Origin of the sequence: Kitasatospora nipponensis (assembly GCF_039528135.1) — a bacterium.
GTDB classification, from domain to species: Bacteria; Actinomycetota; Actinomycetes; order Streptomycetales; family Streptomycetaceae; genus Kitasatospora; species Kitasatospora nipponensis.
This window is the reverse complement of the sequence record NZ_BAAALF010000721.1, coordinates 1-699: the sequence shown is the minus strand read 5'-3', so window position 1 is coordinate 699 and position 699 is coordinate 1. Positions and strand designations below refer to the sequence as shown.

Below are 699 nucleotides of genomic sequence, written 5' to 3'. Positions count from 1 at the left end.
GTGGCCCGGATCCTCGTGGCCGACCTCGCCGAAGCCGGCCTGGTCGCCATCCACCAGCCCGCCGCCGCCGGCGAGTCGGGCGGAACGCCGGACGTCACGCTGCTCGAAAGGGTCCTCAGTGGACTTCGCAAGCTCTAGCCCCGCGGCCGCCACCCGGGCCACCACCTCCGCGAAGATCGTCGTCGCGGGCGGCTTCGGCGTCGGCAAGACCACCCTCGTGGGCGCCGTCTCCGAGATCAACCCCCTGCGCACCGAAGCCGTCATGACCTCGGCCTCCGCCGGCATCGACGACCTCAGCCACGTCTCCGGCAAGACCACCACCACGGTCGCCATGGACTTCGGCCGCATCACCCTCGACGAAGACCTCATCCTCTACCTCTTCGGCACCCCCGGCCAGGACCGCTTCTGGTTCATGTGGGACGACCTCGTCCGCGGCGCCATCGGCGCCGTCGTCCTCGTCGACACCCGCCGCCTCGCCGACTGCTTCCCCGCCCTCGACTACTTCGAGAACAGCGGCCTGCCCTTCGTCGTCGCCCTCAACGGCTTCGACGGACACCAGCCCCACACCCCCGACGAGGTCCGCGAAGCACTCCAACTCGGCCCCGACACCCCCATCATCACCCTCGACGCCCGCCGCCGCGACAGCGCCAAGAGCGCCCTCATCACCCTCGTCGAACACGCCCTGCTCGCCCGACTGCG

At 70.8% G+C, this 699-nt stretch carries 2 protein-coding genes; both read left to right on the top strand.

Going from position 1 to position 699, the window contains the following annotated elements; all coding sequences use genetic code 11:
- Positions 1-138, top strand: a 138-nt coding sequence (locus tag ABD323_RS42925) for a DUF742 domain-containing protein (protein WP_344447465.1), incomplete at its 5' end; no start/stop codon positions are given.
- Positions 119-699: GTP-binding protein (locus ABD323_RS42920; RefSeq protein ID WP_035845968.1), on the top strand; the 581-nt coding region annotated here is incomplete at its 3' end. The genes ABD323_RS42925 and ABD323_RS42920, both read left to right, overlap by 20 nt.